Genomic DNA, 18,842 nt, shown 5'->3' on the forward strand with positions numbered 1-18,842 from the left:
ACAACCTGCTAGTCTTGCCGGCAAGCACCAAGAACACGGACGCAGGGCTAAATCGGGAGACTTTCATGGTCAGGGCATGCATGAGCCTGCTCTTCGGGCTCGCCGTTCTCTTCCTCGTGCCGGCGTTGGCCTTGGCGCAAGCGCCCCAGCGCGGCGGCACGCTCGCCAGCATCGTCAATCCGGAACCGCCGATCCTGATCGTCGGCCTCAACAACCAGGGCCCGACCTTGATGGTCGGCGGCAAGATCTACCAGGGCTTGTTGCGCTTCGATCATGATCTGAAGCCGCTGCCAAGCCTGGCCAAGTCCTGGACCATCTCGGCCGACGGCCGCACCTACACCTTCAAGCTCGAAGAGACCGTGCGCTGGCATGACGGCAAGCCCTTCAGCGCCGAGGACGTGGTCTTCAGCCTGACCAAATGGCACACGGAATTGAACCCGCGGAGCCGCGCCGTGCTCCAGCGCATGGCCGCGGTCACCGCACCCGACCGCAGCACGGTCGTGATCCAGCTGAAGGAGCCGTTCGAGCCGCTCTTGCTCATGTTCGATGCGACCGCGCTGGCGATCATGCCGAAGCACATCTATGACGGCACCGACTTCCGCACCAACCCCATGAACCAGACGCCGATCGGCACCGGGCCGTTCAAGTTCAAGGAGTGGCAGCGCGGGCAATACATCCAGCTCGTCCGCAACGAGGATTACTGGAAGCCGGGCCTGCCCTACCTCGATGCCATCATCTATCGGGTGATCCCCGATGCGGCCCAGCGCGCGGTGGCGCTGGAGACCGGAGTCGTGCAGCTCGCCCAGAGCAACGACATCGAGCCCTTCGAAATGCCGCGCTTCCGCGCGCTTCGCAATTTCGAGATCACCGGCAAGGGCTGGGAGATGTTCAGCCCGCTCGCCTGGATGGATTTGAACCTGCGCGAGCCGCCGCTCAACGACAAGCGCTTCCGCCAGGCGCTGATCTCGGCGATCGACCGCAATTTCATCCGCGAGCGCATCTGGCATGCCCTGGGGCGGGTGCCGACCGGGCCGATCGCGTCCACCACCCGCTTCTACGATAAGGACGTGCCGCTCTATCCCCATGATCCCGAGAGAGCGAAGAAGCTGCTCGACGACATGGGATTGAAGCCCGACAGCCGCGGCGTGCGCGCGCATCTGAAGAACCTGGCGCTCCCCTACGGCGAGGTGTGGATGCGCACGGCCGAGTATGTGAAGCAGGCGCTGGCCAAGGTCGGCATCGAGGTCACCATCGAGTCGACCGACGCCGGCGCCTGGGCGCAGCGCTTGGGCGAGTGGCAATATCAGACAAGCTTCAACTTCGTCTACCAGTGGGGCGATCCGACCTTGGGCGTGGCCCGCACCTACGTATCCTCCAACATCCAGAAGATCGCCTTCACCAACACCATGGGCTATGCCAATCCGACCGTGGACGATCTCTTCGCCCGGGCGGCGACGGCGCCGACCGCGTCCGACCGGCAGAAGCTGTTCAGCCAGGTCCAGCGCATCCTCGCCGAGGACGTGCCCGTCGTCTGGCTGCTCGAGCTCGAATTCCCGACCATCCACGACAAGCGCCTGAAGCACGTGGTGAGCGAAGGCGTCGGCACCAACGCCTCCTTCGAGGACGTGTATTTCGCGAAGTGAGAATCCAAGCCCCCACCCTAGCCCTCCCCCGCTGATGACAGCGAGGGAGGGGACAAGAGCGCATCTCGTGCTCCCTCCCCCGCGCGCGCGGGGGAGGGTCGGGGTGGGGGCACACGTTCTGCCAGAGATTGCTGCCCATGGGTAGGCTCGACTACCTCGCCAAGCGCGTGTTGAAGGCGCTGGTCATCCTCCTTGCCATCGCCGTCATGAATTTCTGCCTCATCCGCTTGGCCCCGGGGGATCCGGCCTCGGTCATCGCCGGCGAGGCCGGGGCAGCGGATGCGAAGTACATGGAGCAGCTCCGCCACCAGTTCGGCCTCGACCTACCGCTCTCGAGCCAGCTCTGGATCTATGTGAAAAACGTCGTCGCCCTCGATCTCGGCTTCTCCTATCGCAACCAGCGGACGGTGGCGGCGATGGTGTTCGAGCGCCTGCCGGCAACCTTGCTCCTGACCCTGACTGCCTTCGCGCTGGCGCTCGCCGGCGGGATATTTCTGGGTGTGCTCGCCGCCACCCATGCCGGCAGCTGGGCCGACAGCCTGATCACCGTCTTGGCGCTGGGATTCTATGCCACGCCGCTCTTCTGGGTCGGGCTCATGCTGATCCTCTTGTTCTCGGTCAATCTCGGCTGGGTTCCGGCCTTCGGCATGGAGCAGGTGGGCCAGGGCCTCGTCGGTATCGAGCGATCCCTCGACATCGCCCATCATCTGATCTTGCCGGCGATCACGCTCGGCCTCTTCTTCGTCGCCATCTATGCCAGGCTGACCCGCGCCTCGATGCTGGAGGTGCGCGACATGGACTTCGTGCGCACCGCTAGGGCGAAGGGCCTCTCCGAGCATCGGATCGTGCGCGTGCATATGCTGAAGAACGCCATCCTGCCGGTCATCACCTTTGCCGGCATCCAGGCGGGCCAGCTCGTCGGCGGCTCGATCGTGGTGGAGACGGTGTTCGCCTGGCCCGGCATCGGCCGGCTCGCTTTCGAGGCCTTGCTGCAGCGGGATTACAATCTGCTCTTGGGCGTGTTTTTCCTGACCTCGGTCATGGTGGTCGTCTTCAACCTCTTGACCGATCTCGTCTACAGCCTGGCCGATCCCCGCATCGAGGTCGCGGCATGAACGAGTTCTGGCGCCGCTATCGGCAGAACCGCGGCGGCGTCATCGGCCTTGCCGTGCTCATGATCGTGATCCTGGTGGCAGCGCTGGCGCCCATCGCCTACCCCGCGGGCCCGTGGGAGATGGCCGGCGCACCCTTCGAGCGTCCCTTCGGCCGGGAGTTTCCGCTCGGCACCGACATGCTCGGCCGCGACATCACCGCCGGCATCGTCCATGGCGCGCGTGTCTCCTTGATGCTGGGCGTGATCTCGACCTTGGTGGCGGTCAGCCTCGGCATCGTGCTCGGCGCCTTTGCCGGCTATTACGGCGGCGTGGTCGACGATGCCCTGATGCGCTTCACCGAATTCTTCCAGACCATTCCCAGCTTCGTCTTCTCGGTGGTTCTGGTGGCGATCTTCCGGCCCTCGATCCGCTCGATCATCGCCGCCATCGCCATCGTCAGCTGGCCGCCGGTCGCCCGCCTGGTGCGCGGCCAGTTCTTGAGCCTGCGGTCGCGGGAATTCGTCGAGGCGGCGATCATCATCGGCCAATCCAATCTCCGCATCATCTGGACGCAGATCCTGCCGAACGCGATCTCCCCCATCATCGTCACCGCCTCGCTCAATGTGGCCTCGGCGATCCTGCTCGAATCCGCCTTGAGCTTCCTCGGCCTGGGCGATCCCAATCTCATGAGCTGGGGCTACATGATCGGGGCGAGCCGCACCGTCATCCGCACGGCCTGGTGGATGAGCACGTTTCCCGGCATCGCCATTTTCCTCGCCGTGCTGGCCCTCAATCTGGTGGGCGAAGGCTTGAACGACGCGCTCAATCCGCGCCTGGCAAGGCAGAGCCGGCCATGACCCAGCCCCTCCTCGAAGTCGACGGCCTCACCGTCCGGCTGCCGCCGGGTGCCGACCGGCTCAATGCGGTCGAGGACGCGTCCTTTACGCTCTCGGCCAACGAGATCCTCTGCATCGTCGGCGAGTCGGGCTCGGGCAAGTCGCTGACCGCGGCCGCGGTCATGGGCCTCTTGCCGCGGCCGGGTGTCAGCGCGACCCAAGGCCGCATCCAATTCGAGGGCGAGGATCTGCTGGCGCTCTCCGAGTCCCGCATGCGCCAGATCCGCGGCCAACGCATCGCCATGATCTTCCAGGAGCCGATGAGCGCGCTCAACCCGGTCATGCGCATCGGCGAGCAGGTGGCCGAGGTCCTAGAGGCCCACGGAAATCCGAGTGCGGCCGAGGCCCATGCCCGCGTCCTCGAGCTCCTGGCGGCGGTCGGCTTACCGGACCCGACGCTGCTGGCGGAAACCTATCCCTTCCGCTTGTCCGGCGGGCAGCGGCAAAGGGTGATGATCGCCATCGCTCTCGCTCTCAATCCGGCGATCCTCATTGCCGACGAGCCGACCACGGCGCTCGACGTCACCACCCAGGCGCAGATCCTCGACCTCATCCGCAGCATCCAGGCCGAGCGGCAGATGGGCGTCCTGTTCATCACCCATGATTTCGGCGTGGTGGCCGACATCGCCCAGCGCGTGGCTGTCATGCAGCACGGGCGCATCGTCGAGCAGGGCGACAAGCGGACGGTCCTCGACCATCCGAGCCATGCCTATACGCGCTCGCTGATCGCCGCCGTGCCGCGCCTGAAGCCGCCGGCACCCCGCATGCTCGACGGCGCGCCCGTCGTCTTGTCCGCCCAGGGTTTGCGCAAGATCTACCGGTCCGGCGGCGGCTTCTTTCGCCCGCACCGGGTGGTGGAGGCGGTCAAGAATGTGAGCCTCACCATCCGCAAGGGCGAGACCTTGGGTCTGGTTGGCGAGTCGGGATCCGGCAAGACCACGGTCGGGCGCTGCCTGGTGCGGCTCATCGAGGCCGATGGCGGCGCCATCAGCTTCCATGGCGTCGATCTCCGCCGGCTCACGCGCCGGGCCCTTCGCCCCTATCGCCAGCGCATCCAGATGGTCTTCCAGGACCCCTATGCCTCGCTCAATCCACGGCACAAGGTCGGCCACATCATCATGGCCGGCCCCCGTGCCTTCGGCGCCACGCAAGCCGAAGCCTCGATCCGCGCGGCCGAGCTGTTGCGGCTGGTGGGCCTCGATCCGGCCTCCGCCGAGCGCTATCCCCACGAGTTCTCCGGCGGCCAGCGCCAGCGCATCGGTGTCGCCCGGGCATTGGCCCTGGATCCGGAGCTGTTGGTGGCGGACGAGCCCGTCTCCGCCCTCGACGTCTCGGTGCAGGCGCAGATCCTGGATCTCCTCGACGACATCCGCCGCCGGCTCGACCTCGCGATGCTGTTCATCACCCATGACCTCCGGGTGGCGGCCCAGATCTGCGACCGGGTGGCGGTCATGCACAAGGGCGAGATCGTCGAAGAGGGACCGACGGCCGGGATCTTCGGCGACCCGCGGCACGCTTACACGCAGACGCTGATCGCGTCCATTCCAGGCAAGGACTGGACGGCCTCGGCAGCGACGAATGGGTAAACTCACATTAGCCGAAATGAGCAAGCCGCGAGCCTTGCTCCCACCACGCCGCAAGGCGTATCAACCCAAAGAGCTCCAATCGCCGCTGGATGAAACGTCAGCGGCAAGTCAGCTTGATCGGACAAATCAGCGTTAGGAAAGACGATGGCCAGCGACGATAAGAAAGTTAAAACGGACACCGCTCCAAAAAATGAAGCCCCTGCGAAGATCGAGAGCACTTCAGGTGCAGACTCATCCAAGTCTGAAGGGGGCGGCGAGACAGCGTCCGCCCAACCCTCCGGCTATAGCAGGGGCGAGGGTCAGAAACCGGTTTCCGAAGCCTATAAGGGTAACTGGAACGCGATATTCTCGAAGAAGAAGAAGCGATGATTCGAGCAAGGGAGCGGGTGTAGCCCGCGTGAAGGCTCGTGCATGCTGCCTTCAGGTCAATCGCGTCGAAACCCTGACATTGCAGGTCTGTCCGCTTGACTCCTCATGGCGGGACAAGCGGCCCGCTGCGGCTCATGCCGCGAGCGAATATTTTGCGTGCCGGGCGATGCCCCGTGAACTGAGGGTTATCTAGTGTCCCGCCCCAGAAATTCGTCAGCGAATTTCTGGGACAAGCGGGCCACTAATCTATTGAATCTAGTGTGATTCAGATTCCGAAGTTCGGATACGAACTTCGGAATCATCACACTAGCCGCTATTGCGCAATCCGGCGGCAATTCCATTGATCGAGAGATGGATGCCCTGCACGACGCTCTCGTCGGATACGCCGGCGCGGTGGCGTTGGAGCAACTCGATCTGAACATGATTGAGTGGATCGATATAAGGAAATCGGTTGCGTATTGAACGCGCGAGCAAGGGGTTTCTCTCGAGCAATGTCTTTTGTTCCGTTATCTCCAGCACCCCCCGTATGGACTCATCCCACTCGGTGCGAAGGCGGTCGAAGATCCCCTCACGCAGGTCCGAATCCGACACCAACTCGGCATAGCGAGAGGCGACCGCGATATCGCTCTTGGCCAGAACCATGTCCATGTTCGATAACATGGTCGTGAAAAATGGCCAGTCGCGATACATAGCCTTGAGCGTCGCCATGCCGTCGTCTGGATGGCTATTGACCCAACTCCTGACCGCCGACCCAAAGCCATACCAGCCCGGAAGCATCAGGCGGCATTGCGACCAGCTAAATACCCAAGGAATCGCCCGCAAGTCCTCGATGCGCTTGGAACCCGTGCGCGACGCCGGGCGACTTCCGATATTGAGATTGGCGATCTCGCCAATGACCGTCGCCTCGCGGAAATAGCGCTCGAAGCCCTCCGTCTCATAAACCAAGCTGCGGTACTCTCGGAAGGCATGGTCCGAGAGCTCATCCATCGCCCTGAGGTATTCAGCTCGGGGACCGGGCCGCTGCGAGGCCAGCAGCGTCGCCTCCAGCGTGGCTGCGGCCAAAGTCTCCAAATTGCGTCGGCCGACCTCGGCATTCGAATATTTGGCGGCGATCACCTCACCTTGCTCGGTGATTCGGATGGCCCCCTGCATCGCACCGGCCGGCTGAGCGAGGATTGCCTGGTAGCTCGGCCCGCCGCCGCGTCCCACGGAGCCGCCGCGGCCATGAAACAGCCGCAGGCCGACGTTGTGGCGCCGATAGGTATCGATCAGCGCGAGCTCGGCCTTGTACAGCTCCCAGGTCGAGGTCAAATAGCCGCCATCCTTGTTGCTGTCCGAGTAGCCGAGCATGACCTCCTGGACGTTGCCGCGGGACGCAAGCAGCCGGCGATACTCCGGCTGCTGGAACAACGTCTCCATGACATCGCCGCACCTCCGGAGATCACCGATCGTTTCGAACAGCGGGACGACGTCGACATCCAGCCTGCCTTCACGGGGACGCAACAGCCCCACTTCCTTCAGCAGCACCGCCACTTCGAGAATGTCGGACGCGCTATCCGCTTTGGAAATGATGTAATGGGGAACCGACGCCCTTCCGTACAGAAGCTGCCCGTCGGCCGCGGCCCGAATAATCGCAAGTTCCGCCACCGTCTCATCCGAATAAGGCAGATGCGCCGACACGAGCGGCCGGGGAGACCCGATCTCCGCAAGCAGAAGCGGGACACGGTCGTCTTCGTCGAGCGCCCGATAGTTCGCGCTCAATCCAACCGTAGCGAAGAGCTCGCTTATCACGCGCTCGTGCACGTCGGAGTTCTGGCGCAGGTCGATAGGCGTGAGATGAAATCCAAAGACATCGACAGCGCGGCGCAGCAGCCGCAGCCGGCCCCGGGCTAAACTTGAAGAACCGTTGATGGTCAGCGAGTCAGAGAGGACATCCAGGTCCTCCAGAAGCTCCGCGGCGCTCGCATAAGCTGAGGCGACGCCGACGACGGGCCGGGTCGCCTCGATCCCGCCAAGCGCTCGGGCAGTTGGAGCCAAGCGGGCATAGATACCGGCGATGGCGCGTCGATAGGGCTCGTTCTGGCGATGTGGCGAGCGATCAGGAGATATTTCGGCCAACCGACGCACGGCGTCCGAGACCCGCACCATCCGGCCATCGAGCGACAGTTCCCCGCCTAACCGATGAACCTCCTCTAGATAGAACAGGAACACCCGTTCGCTCTGCATGCGCAGGGCTTGGCTCAGAACGTCGGCCGTCACGAACGGATTCCCGTCGCGATCGCCCCCGATCCAGCTGCCGACCCGCAGGAACGAGGGCACGTCGAGACCCTCCCACGCGGGATCGATCGCCCCGAATTGGTCTTCGAGGTCGGCATAAAAGCGCGGCAGCTCGCGAAGAAACGTGTGGTCATAATAGGCGAGGCCGTTCGCCACCTCGTCAAGGACCGCGAGGCGCGTCCCGCGTAGAATGCTGGTCTGCCACAGGCTGAGGACTGCCCGGCGCAGCGCCCGGCGGTTTGCCGTCAGCTCCTCCGGAGTGAATTGCACGCGATCACGCTCATCGAGCAGCTTCGCGATCTCCATTTCACGGTCGATGGAGCTTTGACGGCGAATTTCCGTTGGATGGGCCGTCAAGACCGGGCTGCAAAGAGCGGCCTTGAAGAATGCTTGCAACGCCGCCCGTGAGAGGCGCGTGTCCTTGGCGTGGGCGAGCGCGTATGCCATCGTGCCTTCGCGAGGCGCTGCGTTGGCCATCGCGTACGCCCGGCTCCGGCGGATGTGGTGCTGGTCTTCGGCGATGTTGGCCAAATGCGAGAAATAGCCGAACGCGCGGATGATCCGGATGGCTTGATCGTCCGGCAGGCTGCTGATGATCGTCTGGAGTTCCTTGCGCGCCGTGTCGTCGGCATCGCGGTGGAACCGAAGCGCGGTCTGGCGGATGCGCTCGATGAACTCGAATGTCTGCTCGCCTTCTTGGGCGCGCACCGTTTCGCCAAGGATACGGCCAAGGAGCCGTATATCGTACCGGAGCGGCGCATCCTTGTCCGACGTCTGAATCGACTGTTTCATAGTATGGGTAGTTGTAGCGTGGCGATCGGCGCAGGTCGATCCGAACCAATTCGCCCGTTGCGAGGCTGATGCCCGCCGAGGGTCAACCGCGTCGATTCACGGACTTTGCTGGTCTGGCCGCTCGCCTCTCAAAAGCGGAATGGTCGGCACGCTGCCGGTGCTGCAGCTTGGTGCTCGATGCAGACGGAACGGCCTGCTGCCGCAGATGTGCGGGTATTCGATTGGCGCAATAGGAAAAGGCTCGTCCGAGACCGACAGGGCTATTGCACGCCGTAACCGTGACCCCTGCGGCGCCGCAAATTGTCGTGGAAAAGCTGTCGGTTAGAAAGCATCATGTCGTCGGCGACCGGTGCGTGGAAGCACGGCGGTCTCATCGGGTGGTGAGGGGGGGACCCGGTGGCAGATTGGCAAAAATCGGAAGACGCCGCTCGTCACAAGGAGGCGCAGCTTCGCGAGATTCTCGCGGCGAGTCCGATCGGCGTAATGATTTCCGGGCGCGGCGGGCGCCACCTATTCTCAAACGCGCGCTGGCGCGAACTCGGCTGCGTTCCGGACCATCTGGTCGAAGACCTCGACGTGCGGGTGTTCTTCAAATCCGATGAGGATCGCAAGCGCATCGCCCGGATGCTTCGCGAGCAGGATCATGTGCGCGACGTTGAGATCGAAGTGCGGGCGCTTGATGGAACGCCGCGCTGGCTGCTGCTGACAATGGAGCGGGTCGCGTTCGAGGGCCAGCCGGCGATTCTGTCCTGGTATTATGACTACTCGGAACGCAAGCGCGTGGCGGAGGAGCTGCGGCTCGCAAAAGAGACCGCCGAGGCTCAAGGCGAAATCCTACGGGAGCGAACGCGGGCACTGTCCGCAGCGCTGGCGCAACAGACCGCGACGGGCGGGATCCTGCGCGCGATCGTCGCTTCCCCGACCGACAGCCGGCCGGTATTCGATACCATTCTCCTGAGCGCCGTCTCGCTTTGCGAAGCCGCCGCGGGCGCCCTATTCCTGTTCGATGGCGAACGTCTGCACCTGGCCGCGGACCGAAACTATCCTGCCGCGGCACGGGCGGCGATGCAGCGCACGTTCCCCGTCGTGCCGAATCGCACCTCGCCCTCCGGCCACGTCATTCTTGATGGCGCGATCCACAACATTCCCGACCTCACCCTGGAGGCCGGATACGCGATGTCATACGATCCGCAGACGCTCGGCGTGCGCGCCTGGCTCGGGGTGCCGATGATGCGCGACGGCGCACCCATGGGCGTGGTCGCCGTGCACCGCCCCCAGCCGGGTAGGTTTCCCGATACACAGGTGGATATGCTCCGAACCTTCTCCGACCAGGCGGTGATTGCGCTGGGTCATGCCCGCCTCTTCGAGGAGCTGCGCGTGGCCAAGGAGAAGGCCGAGGCGGCGACGCAGGCGAAATCTACTTTCCTTGCCACCATGAGCCATGAGATCCGCACGCCGATGAACGGCGTGCTCGGCATGCTCGAGCTCCTGCAACAGACGCCGCTCAACACCGAGCAGCGCGAGCTCGCCGATGTAGTCCGTGATTCCTCCTCGTCTCTCCTCAAGATCATCGACGATGTTCTCGACTTCTCGAAGATCGAAGCCGGCCGGATCGAGATCGAGCGTGTGCCTATGTCGCCGCTCGTCGCCGTCGAAGGCGTCGCGGACGCGCTGGCGCCCCATGCGCAAAAGAAAAAATTGCTGCTCATCACCTTCGTCGACGCCTCGGTGCCGCCGACGGTCGAAGGTGATCCGGTGCGCCTGCGACAAGTCCTTTTCAACCTTGTCGGCAATGCGATCAAGTTCACCGAGCAGGGTGAGGTCGTCGTAAGAGTATCGGTCGACTCGTCGGCGCCCGGTGGAATGATGCTGCGCGCGGAGATAAGTGACACCGGCGTGGGGCTCTCCCAGGAAGCCAGCGCGCGGCTGTTCCAGCCTTTTGTTCAAGCCGACGGCTCTACCACACGCCGGTACGGGGGCACCGGATTAGGGCTGTCCATCTGCCGGGGGCTGATCGAGCGCTTGGGTGGCGAGATTGGCGTCGACAGTATGCCGGGCGAGGGATCGACCTTCTGGTTCACGATGCTGGTCGGTGCAAGCACGGCCCCGGCTCCCGAAGAACCGGACCTCTCGGGCCTCACCATCCTGGTTATCGAAGACAATTGGACGGTTCAAGACGTGCTCAAGGCCTACCTGTCGATGGCCGGAGCACAAGTCGAAATCGCTCATAGCGCGGAGGCGGCACTCGACCTCCTCCGGCGCTATGCCGCGGCAGACATCGTGATCGATGCGCTCATCGCCGATCTGCGGCTTCCAGGCATGGACGCATTCGCCTTCCGTCGCGCCCTGGACGCAGAGCCCGGCCTGGGGCTGCGGCCTTGCCTCATGCTCACCGCATTCGACGAGCCCGGCCAGCGCGGTCGGGCGCTCGACTCCGGTTTCGCCGCTTACATGACAAAGCCGGTCAGGCGGGCAACGCTGCTTCGCGCCATAGCGGCGGCCTGCGGGCGTGGCCAAGGACTTGCCGACCACGGTCGTCTGGGTCTCGACCCAATAAAAATCGAGCCGCCGAGCCGGGACGAGGCTCTGGCATCGGGCGAGCTCATTCTGGTCGCCGAGGATAATCCGACTAATCAGTTGGTCATTACGCGCCAGCTCGCCCAGTTAGGCTGTGCTGCGGATCTAGCGGAGGACGGGATTGCGGCGCTCGCGCATTTCCAGGCGATCCGTTACGGCCTCGTGATCACGGACATTCACATGCCGAAGATGGACGGTATGGAGCTCACCGCTGCGATCCGCCGACATGAGCACGCCGAGGGCCGGTCGCGCGTGCCCATCCTTGCCCTCACCGCCGATGTGCTCGTCAGCGAAGCCGAACGATACCTGGCGGCCGGTATGGATGATCACCTCAGCAAGCCGATCTCGCTTGCTCAGCTCCAGGATGCGCTTGCTCGTTGGCTGCCTAGAGCCTTGCCGCCGGCGGCTGCCTCGCCGACGCTCCCCGGTCCGCGGGCGGTTCTGCCTGGCGACGCCAAGATCCTCAATCTCGAGCAGATGCGCCAGAACTTCGGGGTGATCGATGGCGCCGTGATTGCGTTGCTCCGTCGTTACGTCGAGACCACGGCATCACTCCTTGCAGAAATCGAGCGCGCACTGTCCACGCGCAGCGTCGCCGAGGTTCGACACGCGGCGCATTCGGCCCTTGGCGCATCGCGCACGGCAGGGGCTGACGAGCTCGCCGCCATCTGTCGCGATCTGGAGATCGCAGTGGATGGAGAGGCTTGGGACGACGCGCGGGCATTGCAAGCGCAGCTTCGACCGGCTCTCGCGCGGGTGAAGGAGGCGGTGGTGGGTCTCGGCGCCTGATCCGCAATGATCTCGCTCCGAATGAGAGGAGACTGAGTATGGGCGTTGCAGTAGGGTCGATTCGCGTGCTGTTGATCGATGACAATGACTTCATGCGGGAGACGGTTGCCTCCATGCTGCGCGATATCGGGTTCCGGGACATTTCACAGGCTCGGGACGGAGACGACGCGCTCCGCCAGCTCAAGCAGGCCAACCCCGGACTGATCATCTGCGACATCGCCATGCAGCCGATGGACGGCCTGCAATTCGTCGAGGCCCTCAGGAAGCACAGCTGGCCGAGAGCGGCAGAGATTCCCGTTATCCTTCTCACCGTCCACACCGAGGCGCCGATCGTCAAGCAAGCGGTGAAGCTCGGCGTCGAGGCTTACGTCGTCAAACCCGTGCAGAGGAAGGAGCTTGAGGCGCGCGTTGTGACCGTCTTGGAGAACGCCTTGGTGCGGCGCCGGTGAAACGCCCATCCCACGGTCCTTGCCAACATCGTGCGCGAGACCATGGGCCGTTTTCGGAGGCTATCGCAAGCGCGCGGCGCTGATGGCGCCGGCACGGACCTGACTTCATGCGCCCCGACCGCTTCATGCTGTTCATCACCCATGACCTGCGGGTGGCCGCCCAGATCTGCGACCGGGCGGCGGTCATGCACAAAGGCGAGATCGTCGAGGAAGAGCCGACGGCCAGGATCTTCGGCGAGCCGCAGCACCCCTATACGCAGACGCTGATTGCGTCGATCCCGGGCAAGAACTGGACGGCCTCGGCGGCACCGGATGCGTAGACTCACGCTTCGGGGCTGATGGCCGCGCGGACCGCGTTCGCTTCGGGACCGAGATCCGCCGCCGTCGCCTTCGACCCTTCCTACCGAGCCAGCCAGTTGTCGCCGGACTTGAGCGGCCAGCGGTATTGCTCCTTCGGAGCGACCTGGCGCGCCCATGCGGCGAGGAGCGCATGCTCCTCCCGTCGCTGCCTTTGTAGGCGGGCAATGGCCTCCGGATTCCAGTCCGCCAGCAGCTTCTCCAGGAGAGCGCCGCGGACCGCCGCATGCGATCCCCGCTCCGCCAGATCGGTCTCTTCCCGCGGATCGTCGACGAGATCGAACAGCTCGGGCCGGTGCCCATGGTGGTAGACCAGCTTCCAGCGGCCGCTGCGGATCATCCGCTGGACCACGACCCGGCCCCCGGACCATGAGGGGGCGCCGTCGCTGACATATTCGCTGAAGGTCTCATCCACCCAGGCTGCATTCGGATTAGTGAGCAAGGGGAGAAAACTTCGCCCTTGGCTATAGGGAATGGCCGGCGCCTCGAGCGCTTGCAAAAGCGTCGCCGTGAGATCGATGGAGTTGAGGATCTCAGGGCGCCGCTGGCCGCCGGCAAGACGGCTTGGCCAGCGGATGATGAGCGGAATCCGTGCGGATTCGTCGTACATCGTCGACTTCCACCAGAGGCCGCGATTGCCGAGATGGTCACCATGATCGGTCGTGTAGACGACGATCGTGTCCTCGGCGAGCCCGGCATCCTCCAGCGCCTTCAGAATGCGCCCGATCATGGCATCGAGGGTGGCGACCAGCCCGTAATAGGCGGCCCGCGCCCGCATCGTCTCGTCCATGCTCACATCGGCGATGCCGCGGTCTTCCCGCCACCATTTGAGGTAGGGATGCTCATCGCGCGGCACCGGAATGTGCGGCGGTGCCACCTTGTCCTTGAAGCGGTCGAAAGCGTCCAGTCGACAGACATAGGGCGGATGCGGCAGCAGCCAGCCGACCACCGCGGCGAACGGCGCCTTATCGCCACCCGCCCGGCGCCGCCCCAGCTCGGCCAGGAGCTCGCAGGCGGCCCGGGTCACATCGTGATCGTGCAGCTCGTAAGAGCATTGCCCAGGGCCGGAATTGCGCACGCTCTCGCGATAGGGATCATTCGCCTTCTCGAGGACGCCGAGATCGTGCATCCGCCCCCCGATCCAGTTGGTGCTGTGGTCGCCGACTTCCCGTTGCGCAAAGCCGCGCAGCTGATCGGGGCCGAGGGAATGCATGCGACCGATGAGAGTCGGCCGGAAGCCGACGCTGCCCAGAGAATGCGCCAGGGTGGGAATGCCCGAAGGCAGAATGTCCTGGTTCGTCCAGCAGGACTGCGCATAGGGATGCCGCGCCGTCAGCAGCGACATGCGCGAGGGCAGGCAGATCGGCGACGGGCAATAGGCCCCCTCGAAGGTGATCCCTTCGGCGGCGAGGCGATCGAGGTTGGGGGTCTCGGCAATGGCGTCGCCATAGCAGCCGGCAACCGACTGCGCATGCTGATCGGACCAAAGGAAAAGCAAGTTGGGAGGCACCGTCATGCTGTAATGGCCTCGGCGAAGGGGGATTGATGCCGCGCAGAACACCGGCGCGAGCAGTATTGACGTCGAGGTGTGGCGGGTAAAGGATATTGTATTTATCGTGTGTATTAAGTGATGACACTGGCTAAGCCCCACATTAAGGGCGTCAAGCCGCCGATCGAAACGCGAAAAACGGGAGGAACCCTCATGCAGACCAAACGGCGCGTCCTGGCGGCGCTCGTCGCCACGCTCCTGCTTCTCACCGCGGGGGCTGAGGCGCAGGAGAAGATGGATATCAAGATCGGCGCGGGTGTGGCCAGCGATCATGCGCCGGCCTTCGCAGCACTCGAGCGCGGCATCTTCGCCAAGCACGGCCTCAACGCCAAGCTCGTCATCTATCCAACCGGGGTCGAAGAGATCAACGGCATGCTCGCCGGCGCCCAGGAAGTCAGCGTCATGGGCACGATCCCCTTCCTCGCCGGCGTGTCCAACGGCCTTCCCTTGATCCTCATCGGCCATCTCCATAGCGATGCGACCCAGGATAACTACTCGACCGGCCACTCGATCGTCGTCGGCGCCGGAACCGGCATCAAGGACATCAAGGGGCTGAAGGGCAAGAAGGTCGGGCTCCCGCGCGGAACCGGTGCGGAGGCGTTCCTCATCGGGCATTTGCAGGCGAACGGGCTCAATGCCAGCGACGTGTCGCTCATCAACGTCAAGCCGGCCGATCTCGCGACGGGCCTGGTGAACAAGGACGTGGACGCGATCGCCATCTGGGAGCCGTGGCCGAGCGCTGCCGTCGTCAACATTCCGGGCACGGTCAGGATCGCGTCGGGCGGCTGCCCAACCTGCTACATCCCGGCGGCGTTGCTGACGACGAAGAAGATCGTCGCCGAGAAACCTGAGCTGCTGCGCCGATTCATGGCCGCCTTCGCCGAGGCCGAGCAGTGGGTCCGCAACAACTCCGACGCGGCGGCGGAGATCGACATGCGCTGGGTCCCGGGGATCGAGCTCGCGGTCATGAAGGAGGCGGTCAAGCAGGCCAACTACGATCTCCGCATGTCGAAATACACGGACGAGATGTTCAAGGCGAAGACCATTCCGAGCCTGGTCTCGGCCGGCAACGTGAAGGCGGCCTTCGATCCGGCACCGAACATCGATCCGCAATTCTATCTGGCGGCGGAATCGAAATATCCGCAGTTCTTCTCCGACCTGAAGCCGATTCCGGCCGAGAAGCGGCTGAAGTAACCGGCTTGCCGACGCAAGCTGTGGGCGCGCCCGCCAAGATCGAGATGCGGGGTCTGTCCATTGACTATGTCAATGAGGACCAGGGCACCCGCCACCAGGCCGTGGATGGTCTCGATCTCGACATCTACGCCCATGAATTCCTGTGCGTGGTGGGCCCCAGCGGCTGCGGCAAGTCCACCCTGATTTCGGCGATCTCCGGCTTTCTCCGGCCGACATCGGGCACGCTCCTCATGGACGGCGTGCCGATCCGGGGGCCCGGCGCCGATCGCGGGGTGGTCTTTCAGGAATACGCGCTTCTGCCTTGGAAGACCGTGCTGGACAATGTCGGCCTCGGCCTCAAGCTCCGCGGCATGCCGAAAGCCGAACGCAACCAAACGGCGCGCCGCTATCTCAAGCTCACCAACCTCGAAGCGGCCGAGGCGAAGTACCCCTACGAGCTCTCGGGCGGCATGAAGCAGCGCGCCGCGGTCGCCCGCACGCTTGCCAATCAGCCGCAAATCATGCTGATGGATGAGCCCTTCGCTGCCGTCGACGCGCAGACGCGAATGACGCTGCAGGAGGAGCTGCTGCGGATCTGCGCCAGCACCAAGGTCACCGTGCTGTTCGTCACCCATAGCGTCGAGGAGGCGGTTTTCCTAGCCGACCGCGTGGCGGTGCTCTCGCCCGGACCGGGACGGCTGCGCGAGGTGCTCACCGTCAATATTCCCAGGGCGAACCGCAGCTGGAACCAGCTCAACAACGATCCCGACTATGTCGCCATCCGCGACCGGGTCCTTGCTCTCGTCCGCACCCATTGAAGCGATCGGCATGACGGCAACGGCGCGGCGCTCCTGGCTCGGGCTTCCCGCCGTCTGGGTGACCGCGGTGTTGCTGGTTCTTTGGCTCGGGTTCGAGACCTGGTCGTCCTTCGAGGCCGAACGCAAGCTGCGTGCGGCCGGCCTTGCCGATGCCGGCGATCCGGTCAATGTCGAAGTCATCCTCGCCATCAGCGCCGAGCAATTCCACATGACCTTGCTGCAGGATGTCGGCCGTTTGGTCGGCGTGGATGCGCGCCATGTGCTGCTCATGGACGTCCCCCGCGAGGCCTTGCGCTCGCTTGCCCGTAACTATTGGGTCCTCGCCGTCCGACCCTGGGCCGGGCGGTAGCGCCATGACCCTTCCCGCTGTAGCGTCGTCGCAGCCGCCGCTCATGCTCTACCACGATAGGCTGAACCGAGCCCTGCGCCGGCACGCCCGACTGTTGAAGGGCATTGCCGGATTGGTCTTGTTCTTCGCGCTCTGGCAGCTCTCGGTGCCGCTCATCGGGCTCTCCGAATACTTCTATCCCTCGCCCAGGCGCGTCGCACAGAGCTTCGTCGAGCTCATCGAGAAGGGGATTCTACCCGTCTATGTCTTGGACAGCATCGGCCGCTACGCATCGTCCGTCGCCATCGGAACCCTGATCGGTGTGTCGCTCGGCCTGATGATCGGCCTCAGCCGCGCCGTATCCCGAGTCCTCGGACCGCTCATCAATTTCATGTATGCGATCGTCGAGGGGGCGTGGATCCCGCTCTTCGTCGTCTGGTGGGGCTATGGCTTCAAGGTGATCATCGTCCTTCTCATCTACATCATGGTCTTTCCGCTGCTCTACAACACGATTGTCGGCGTCCGCGCGATTCCGCAGATCTATATCAACGCTGTCCGCACCCTCGGCGCCTCGCCGTTCCAGATCCTCATCAACGTCATCCTGCCGGCGGCGCTGCCGAACATCATCACGGGATTTCGTGTCGGTGCCGGCTTCGCGTTCCGTGGCTTGATCTTCGCCGAGATGCTCGCCGCCAAGACCGGCATCGGCTACTTGATCTACGAGGGCGCCTCGGCGCAGAACACGGCACGCACCATCGTCGGCATGCTGTGCATGGGCGTCTTGTGGCTGGCCATCGATCGGATCTATCTCAGACCCTTCGAGCGGGCCACGGTCGAGCGCTGGGGAATCGTCGTGACCGCGGCCAGGCAGGGATAGCGCCATGAGCCGACGCAGCGTCAATGACGGGCTTCTGGGGGCACTCCCCTTCGCCGCCCTCATCCTCGCCTGGCTCGCAGCCCCGCATTTGATCGTCTATCCCCCCTACATGCTGCCCTCGATCGGTGCGATCGGTGAGCGGCTGCTGCAGGCGCTCGGCGACAACAGCCTCGTCAATCACACGATGACGAGCCTCGGCAGGCTGCTGCTCGGGTTCCTCATCGGCAATGCCATCGCCATCCCGCTCGGGATCGCCATCGCCCTCAATCGGCATGTCGCCGACCTCCTGATGCCGCTCCTCACCTTCCTGCAGTCGATCGCCGGCATCGCCTGGATTCCCCTGGCGATCATCTGGTTCGGAATCGGCAATGGCGCCATCGTGTTCGTGATCGCGAACATCATCTTCTTCAGCGTGATCTACAACACCGTCATCGGCGTCCAGACCATACCCGTTTCCCTCCGGCGCGCCGTCCTCAGCCATGGCGGCAGCGGGCTCCAGCTGCTGACCGAGCTGATCGTGCCGGGTGCCTTGATGCAGATCATCCTCGGGCTCAGAACCTCGGTCGCCCTGGGATGGCGGGCGCTGGTGGCAGGCGAGATGCTGGCCGGCGCCAGCGGCCTTGGCTACATGACCCTGGAAGCGGTGCAATGGTACAAGACCGACACGGTGATCCTGGGCATGCTGCTGATCGGCCTGCTGTGGCTGCTGATCGATCGCTTCGTATTCACCCCGCTCGAGCGGATCACGGTCATCCGCTGGGGTCTTGTCCAACGATGACGATCGTCGAGGAAGGACCGACGGCCAGGACTGGGCGGCGCCGGCGGCGCGGAGACCTCACGCGGGTCCGGGTGGCCCTTTGAGCTCGACCGTGTTGCCGTCGGGATCGGCGAGGTAGATCGAGGGGCCGTCGCCCTCGGCACCATAGCGGCGGACGACGGGGCCGGGCTCGACGCCATGGGATTTGAGATGCGCTTGGATCGCCGCCCCCTCGAAGGGCTCCACCCTGATGCAGAGGTGATCCATGTTCCGGCCTTCGGCGCCGGGTGCCGCGCCGCCCTCGCGGCCGAGCTTGCCCGCGATATCGACGAGGTCGATGAGCGAGCGTCCGGCGCGGAGCTGCACCAGGCCGATCGCCTCCTGGCACTTCTCCACATGGCAACCCAGGACATCGCAATAGAACGTGATGGCGCGGGTGACGTCGCCGACCCTGAGCACGACGTGGTCGAGGCCAATTGGATTTATGATCGTCAAAGCTGTCCTCCCCAGT

The 18,842-nt window shown here is 64.3% G+C and carries 16 protein-coding genes; 13 read left to right on the plus strand and 3 right to left on the minus strand.

Annotation, left to right across the window (positions count from 1 at the left end; all coding sequences use genetic code 11):
- Positions 1-65: 65 nt before the first annotated feature.
- From HY058_12200 to HY058_12220, 5 genes are all read left to right on the plus strand, one after another.
- Complete coding sequence (locus HY058_12200; GenBank protein MBI3498058.1) at positions 66-1,643, plus strand: ABC transporter substrate-binding protein; 1,578 nt, start codon at positions 66-68, stop codon at positions 1,641-1,643.
- Between the two features lie 137 nt (positions 1,644-1,780).
- Positions 1,781-2,758: an ABC transporter permease gene (locus HY058_12205; GenBank protein MBI3498059.1), complete on the plus strand. Its 978-nt coding sequence runs from the start codon at positions 1,781-1,783 to the stop codon at positions 2,756-2,758.
- On the plus strand, positions 2,755-3,594 hold the full coding sequence (locus HY058_12210; protein MBI3498060.1) for an ABC transporter permease: 840 nt from the start codon (positions 2,755-2,757) through the stop codon (positions 3,592-3,594). The genes HY058_12205 and HY058_12210 overlap by 4 nt, the downstream gene beginning before the upstream one ends.
- On the plus strand, positions 3,591-5,219 hold the full coding sequence (locus tag HY058_12215) for an ABC transporter ATP-binding protein (protein ID MBI3498061.1): 1,629 nt from the start codon (positions 3,591-3,593) through the stop codon (positions 5,217-5,219). The genes HY058_12210 and HY058_12215 overlap by 4 nt, the downstream gene beginning before the upstream one ends.
- 144 nt (positions 5,220-5,363) lie before the next feature.
- Entirely contained in the window at positions 5,364-5,588 is a 225-nt protein-coding gene (locus HY058_12220) for a hypothetical protein (protein MBI3498062.1), read from the plus strand.
- Between the two features lie 306 nt (positions 5,589-5,894).
- On the opposite strand, the gene ppc is transcribed toward HY058_12220, so the two are convergent.
- Entirely contained in the window at positions 5,895-8,657 is a 2,763-nt protein-coding gene (ppc, locus tag HY058_12225) for a phosphoenolpyruvate carboxylase (GenBank protein ID MBI3498063.1), read from the minus strand.
- Positions 8,658-9,053: 396 nt separating this feature from the next.
- On the opposite strand from ppc, the gene HY058_12230 reads away from it, so the two are divergent.
- The 3 genes from HY058_12230 to HY058_12240 all read left to right on the plus strand — a co-directional run bounded on the left by HY058_12230 (position 9,054) and on the right by HY058_12240 (position 12,792).
- Positions 9,054-12,023, plus strand: a complete 2,970-nt coding sequence (locus HY058_12230; GenBank protein ID MBI3498064.1) for a response regulator — start codon at positions 9,054-9,056, stop codon at positions 12,021-12,023.
- 38 nt (positions 12,024-12,061) lie between these two features.
- Complete coding sequence (locus HY058_12235) at positions 12,062-12,472, plus strand: response regulator (GenBank protein MBI3498065.1); 411 nt, start codon at positions 12,062-12,064, stop codon at positions 12,470-12,472.
- Positions 12,473-12,579: 107 nt separating this feature from the next.
- A complete protein-coding gene (locus tag HY058_12240) occupies positions 12,580-12,792 on the plus strand; it encodes a hypothetical protein (protein MBI3498066.1) in 213 nt (70 codons plus the stop codon).
- 80 nt (positions 12,793-12,872) lie between these two features.
- On the opposite strand, the gene HY058_12245 is transcribed toward HY058_12240, so the two are convergent.
- Entirely contained in the window at positions 12,873-14,345 is a 1,473-nt protein-coding gene (locus HY058_12245) for a sulfatase-like hydrolase/transferase (protein ID MBI3498067.1), read from the minus strand.
- A 186-nt stretch (positions 14,346-14,531) separates the two neighbouring features.
- Between HY058_12245 and HY058_12250 the strand changes: the two genes are divergently transcribed.
- From HY058_12250 to HY058_12270, 5 genes are read left to right on the plus strand one after another with little or no spacing between them, the layout of a single operon-like run.
- A complete protein-coding gene (locus HY058_12250) occupies positions 14,532-15,572 on the plus strand; it encodes an ABC transporter substrate-binding protein (GenBank protein MBI3498068.1) in 1,041 nt (346 codons plus the stop codon).
- A 44-nt stretch (positions 15,573-15,616) separates the two neighbouring features.
- Positions 15,617-16,369 (plus strand): ABC transporter ATP-binding protein, encoded by a 753-nt coding sequence (locus HY058_12255; GenBank protein ID MBI3498069.1) that lies wholly within the window; start codon positions 15,617-15,619, stop codon positions 16,367-16,369.
- Positions 16,370-16,379: 10 nt separating this feature from the next.
- Positions 16,380-16,718, plus strand: coding sequence for a hypothetical protein (locus HY058_12260; protein ID MBI3498070.1), 339 nt, complete (start codon positions 16,380-16,382; stop codon positions 16,716-16,718).
- A gap of 43 nt (positions 16,719-16,761) precedes the next feature.
- Positions 16,762-17,574, plus strand: a complete 813-nt coding sequence (locus HY058_12265) for an ABC transporter permease (GenBank protein ID MBI3498071.1) — start codon at positions 16,762-16,764, stop codon at positions 17,572-17,574.
- A gap of 4 nt (positions 17,575-17,578) precedes the next feature.
- Positions 17,579-18,352, plus strand: coding sequence for an ABC transporter permease (locus HY058_12270; GenBank protein MBI3498072.1), 774 nt, complete (start codon positions 17,579-17,581; stop codon positions 18,350-18,352).
- Positions 18,353-18,409: 57 nt separating this feature from the next.
- Here the strand turns inward: HY058_12270 and HY058_12275 are convergent, their stop codons facing one another.
- Complete coding sequence (locus HY058_12275; protein ID MBI3498073.1) at positions 18,410-18,820, minus strand: VOC family protein; 411 nt, start codon at positions 18,818-18,820, stop codon at positions 18,410-18,412.
- Positions 18,821-18,842 lie beyond the last annotated feature (22 nt).

Source organism: Pseudomonadota bacterium, from assembly GCA_016195085.1.
Taxonomy (GTDB): domain Bacteria; phylum Pseudomonadota; class Alphaproteobacteria; order SHVZ01; family SHVZ01; genus JACQAG01.

Excerpts from the sequence above, each read along its gene's own strand:
- HY058_12200 (MBI3498058.1), top strand. The coding sequence starts at position 66 with ATGGTCAGGGCATGCATGAGCCTGCTCTTCGGGCTCGCCGTTCTCTTC.
- HY058_12205 (MBI3498059.1), top strand. The coding sequence starts at position 1,781 with ATGGGTAGGCTCGACTACCTCGCCAAGCGCGTGTTGAAGGCGCTGGTC.
- HY058_12210 (MBI3498060.1), top strand. The coding sequence starts at position 2,755 with ATGAACGAGTTCTGGCGCCGCTATCGGCAGAACCGCGGCGGCGTCATC.
- HY058_12215 (MBI3498061.1), top strand. The coding sequence starts at position 3,591 with ATGACCCAGCCCCTCCTCGAAGTCGACGGCCTCACCGTCCGGCTGCCG.
- HY058_12220 (MBI3498062.1), top strand. The coding sequence starts at position 5,364 with ATGGCCAGCGACGATAAGAAAGTTAAAACGGACACCGCTCCAAAAAAT.
- ppc (MBI3498063.1), bottom strand. The coding sequence starts at position 8,657 with ATGAAACAGTCGATTCAGACGTCGGACAAGGATGCGCCGCTCCGGTAC.
- HY058_12235 (MBI3498065.1), top strand. The coding sequence starts at position 12,062 with ATGGGCGTTGCAGTAGGGTCGATTCGCGTGCTGTTGATCGATGACAAT.
- HY058_12240 (MBI3498066.1), top strand. The coding sequence starts at position 12,580 with ATGCGCCCCGACCGCTTCATGCTGTTCATCACCCATGACCTGCGGGTG.
- HY058_12245 (MBI3498067.1), bottom strand. The coding sequence starts at position 14,345 with ATGACGGTGCCTCCCAACTTGCTTTTCCTTTGGTCCGATCAGCATGCG.
- HY058_12250 (MBI3498068.1), top strand. The coding sequence starts at position 14,532 with ATGCAGACCAAACGGCGCGTCCTGGCGGCGCTCGTCGCCACGCTCCTG.
- HY058_12255 (MBI3498069.1), top strand. The coding sequence starts at position 15,617 with ATGCGGGGTCTGTCCATTGACTATGTCAATGAGGACCAGGGCACCCGC.
- HY058_12260 (MBI3498070.1), top strand. The coding sequence starts at position 16,380 with ATGACGGCAACGGCGCGGCGCTCCTGGCTCGGGCTTCCCGCCGTCTGG.
- HY058_12265 (MBI3498071.1), top strand. The coding sequence starts at position 16,762 with ATGCTCTACCACGATAGGCTGAACCGAGCCCTGCGCCGGCACGCCCGA.
- HY058_12270 (MBI3498072.1), top strand. The coding sequence starts at position 17,579 with ATGAGCCGACGCAGCGTCAATGACGGGCTTCTGGGGGCACTCCCCTTC.